The 3,503-nt window shown below is 50.8% G+C and carries 3 protein-coding genes; all 3 read left to right on the top strand.

Annotated features, from left to right (window positions below; all coding sequences use genetic code 11):
- Positions 1-179: 179 nt before the first annotated feature.
- The 3 genes from thrC (at position 180) to AAF564_26470 (ending at position 3,204) form a co-directional block, all read left to right on the top strand.
- Entirely contained in the window at positions 180-1,490 is a 1,311-nt protein-coding gene (gene thrC, locus AAF564_26480; protein ID MEM8489121.1) for a threonine synthase, read from the top strand.
- A gap of 129 nt (positions 1,491-1,619) precedes the next feature.
- Positions 1,620-2,291: a hypothetical protein gene (locus AAF564_26475; GenBank protein ID MEM8489120.1), complete on the top strand. Its 672-nt coding sequence runs from the start codon at positions 1,620-1,622 to the stop codon at positions 2,289-2,291.
- Positions 2,292-2,376: 85 nt separating this feature from the next.
- Positions 2,377-3,204 carry a squalene/phytoene synthase family protein gene (locus AAF564_26470; GenBank protein MEM8489119.1) on the top strand — a complete coding sequence of 276 codons (828 nt, stop codon included), beginning with the start codon at positions 2,377-2,379 and terminating at the stop codon, positions 3,202-3,204.
- Positions 3,205-3,503: the final 299 nt, after the last annotated feature.

Genomic DNA, 3,503 nt, shown 5'->3' with positions numbered 1-3,503 from the left:
TAAGCATGCAGAGGCCCAATCTGTAATGCTTGCCATGCAGGAAGCCAGTCTTGCCACGGGCATCGCTTCATCCGCTTACCTCTCCAGGGTCAATGAGGCAGGTGTCCAACGTGCAACCACTGACCTTTAAAATACCCCATGATAATTGTAGTTGAGAATATAGCCGCAGGTGGATGGTGATGGTTGCGCCTACGTATGCCAGTACTAGAGGAGGACAGGAAGGACTTCAATTTCAACAGGCGTTGCTCACCGGCCTTGCCCGTGATGGAGGACTGCTGTCTCCGTCACATGTGATTTCTTTGCAAGATGCTGACTGGCAAAACAACGGCGGGCTTGCTTCTATTGCCTCCAGCATCTTGTCGAAGTGGATTGGCGAAAGTATTCCCGCATCCGAACTGGTTACCTTGCTGGATGATGCGCTCAATTTCCCCCTGAGCCTCGTGCCTTTGAAAGGTAAAGGCTGGGAGAATGTATATGTGCTAGAGCTTTTTCACGGACCAACACTGTCGTTTAAAGATTTTGGCGCGCGTACGATGGCGCGGCTTATTTCTTATTTCAACCGGGATGCAAAAGAGAAGCTGACGATTCTCGTGGCTACGTCTGGTGATACGGGTAGTGCGGTGGCTGATGGGTTTTCCAACCAGGACGGGGTACAGGTTGTGTTGCTGTACCCAAAAGGAAAGGTTAGTCCGACCCAGGAATTGCAATTGGTTGTTGAACGCAAAGGCGTTGAAACGATTGCTGTTGAGGGTACCTTTGACGATTGTCAGCGGTTTGTGAAACAGGCGTTTCAAGACCAGCACCTCGCGCATTGCCGGCTGTCATCAGCCAACTCAATCAACATTGGCCGGCTGCTTCCGCAGATGCTCTACTATTTCTGGGCGGTTGCCCATGGCGGATTCAGCGAACCCGTGTTCTGCGTGCCAAGCGGCAACCTGGGCAATCTGACGGCAGGTATGCTGGCGCATATGAGCGGCTTGCCTGTGCATCAATTTATTGCGGCGCACAACAGAAACGACTTCTTTCCGCGCTACCTTCTGCAGGAAGATGTATCCTTCAAAGACTCGGTGCAAACACCATCAAGCGCGATGGATGTAGGGAGTCCGAGCAACTTCGAGCGCTTGCAACAATTGCTTCCGAACGGAGAGGCGACGCGAAAAATATGGGGAAGCAGCGTTAGTGACGAAGAAACACTCCAGCGCATGCGCGATGTATACCGCGAAACGGGCTATCTGGCTGACCCGCATACGGCTGTCGGATTGGAATGTGTGCGGCGCTACCAGCAAGTGCATGGTGCAGATCGCCCGTGTGTTGTACTGGCTACGGCGCATCCGGCCAAATTCCCGGAGATTGTGAAGCAAGCAATTGGTACCGAACCAGAAACGCCACGCACCCTGGCTGAGCTTGCATTGCGCCACAAATGCGTAACACCGATGCCGGCCTCTTATGAGAAATTCAGGACCTATCTTGCAGGGACCGGTGCCCGGTAACGGCAGCCTTTCTTGCCGTGTCGCAGAAAAGGGGCATTTTGCGCTTCTAATGTGTGTGTAACGAGTATTGAAGGGAAAGCGCCCCGCAATGCCCTCATATGCTTATCTATTAATTAAACGTCTGGTTGAATGAAAAATATCTACTATGCCGGCCTATTGAGTGCCGTACTATGCCTTTCTTTAAGTACTACTGCATTAGCAAATGATGATTCGCGGATTGGCCTGCGAGCAGATGGTGTGCGGATGTCGCAACTCGAAACCCTTTCATCAGCCTATCTTGCGCCAGTCAAGCTTATGGTGGAATCTGCGACCATGATGCCGATCAATGGCGCTGTGGATGCGATGCCACTGGAAGGAGAATCGTCCATTGGTGGCGGCCTTGTTTATGGCTCGGAGATCGAAAAATTGGGGCTCCAGCTTATGTATTACTACTTCATGACAACAAGCATTGCCCTTGGTGGAGATGTCTCCTTTTTCTTCCCTGAAAAAACGGAATTTATAGGTTCAAGCTTTACACAAACATTGATCACGCTCAACGTGGTTGCCCACTACGTATTCTATACCTCGGTTATAATGCGTGCCTACGGACTCGCTGGCTTGAACTACGCGCTTTTCCGTTTTAAAAGCGAAGGTACCGGATTTGATGGCTCCGATACGTCTTCTGAACTTGGACTCAATATTGGAGGCGGCATTGAATATGCACTTGCAACCGGCTTTTTATTCCTTGAGTTGAAATACATCCTCAGCGAATTTGATCAGCTTGTGTTGGCCATCGGGTATCGCCACGTGCTGGGACAATAAATCTGTATACAAAATCAACTGGCAGCTTTACTAAAGAAGCACTAGTTTGGGAGCGCTCAATAACCTTTGAAGCGCTCCTTTTTTTATGGATGAAGCACAGTGGATACCTTTTGCAACTGCACCATGGAATGCGGCGCAGCGTAAAGGATTTGAAGATATTTTGGCCTGGGACAAAAAGCTCAAAACCCTTGCAGTGGATGATCTACCCAGAGATCAGCTAAAGGAAAAGCTGATGAAGGAGGCTGCGATCTTGCGAGAGCATGGGGCCTGTGCGCTTGTGCCTGAGTCGTTTTGCAAACCCATCTTTGCACACGCGGCAACGCTGAACTTGAAGCCTGAGCTCTTTATTCAGCAATTCGAGCATGCATATTATCACTATGGTGCGCTGGAGTTTGAGGATAATGCCGCCCTGAAGCAATACATGCAGGCTGTTGTGATTCCCCGGGGGACGCTGGTTGCCGGCCTCGCAGATATGGCGCATACGTGGCAGGTGCCCCAGGTTGCTAATCTGGCAACTGCATTTAGCCTGGTCGGGAAGCTGCTGGCTTTGAAAGACGATCTCAAAAAAGGCAGGTTGTTTATTCCACTTGCAGACCTTGCGCAAGCCGGTGTGTCGATTGAAGCGTTGGCGCAAGGTGTGAACGACGCGCGCACGCAAAAGCTATTGTGGAAGCAGGTAATCAGGATTCGGGATGCTTTTGCGCAGGGGCAGCCGCTTGTGAAGGAGGTGCCGCGTAAATTCCGCCGTCCATTCAAGAAAAACTGGTTGACTGGACTCGAACTGGTTGGTGAGATTGAGCGCCGGCAGTACGATCTGTGGACACGCCCGATAACCCTCACGGCACTGCAGCGCTTCCAAATTACCGTGCTAACATTTATCGGGAAGGGTGTTTCGCATGCACGCGGACGGTAATACGCTAATGTACCCACGAGCTATATTTAAACGGATTGCACATCTGATCTGAACAAGTCCTGAACATGTCTGCCGTAAGGTTGGGGAGTGAAAAGTTGTTCACCCCAAACCTATGGAATTTCAAATGAGACCTGTAGCCGTAATAGACTGCGTGACTTTTTTTCTGACCCTCTGCCTGGCCAGCATTGGATGTGGCGCAACCATGAGTGAAGTGGAGCCCAGCGATACAGATTCGTTTTTGCTGGAAGGCTGGGCTGATAACTGGTTTGCCGTATATCTGGGAGAAGAGTTGCTACTGG

Source organism: Bacteroidota bacterium, from assembly GCA_039111535.1.
Lineage (GTDB): Bacteria > Bacteroidota > Rhodothermia > Rhodothermales > JAHQVL01 > JBCCIM01.
Note: the sequence above shows the minus strand (reverse complement) of the source record. Positions and strands in the feature narration are given on the sequence as shown.

Coding starts and splice junctions, on each gene's coding strand:
- thrC (MEM8489121.1), top strand. CDS start 180: ATGGTTGCGCCTACGTATGCCAGTACTAGAGGAGGACAGGAAGGACTT.
- AAF564_26470 (MEM8489119.1), top strand. CDS start 2,377: ATGGATGAAGCACAGTGGATACCTTTTGCAACTGCACCATGGAATGCG.
- AAF564_26475 (MEM8489120.1), top strand. CDS start 1,620: ATGAAAAATATCTACTATGCCGGCCTATTGAGTGCCGTACTATGCCTT.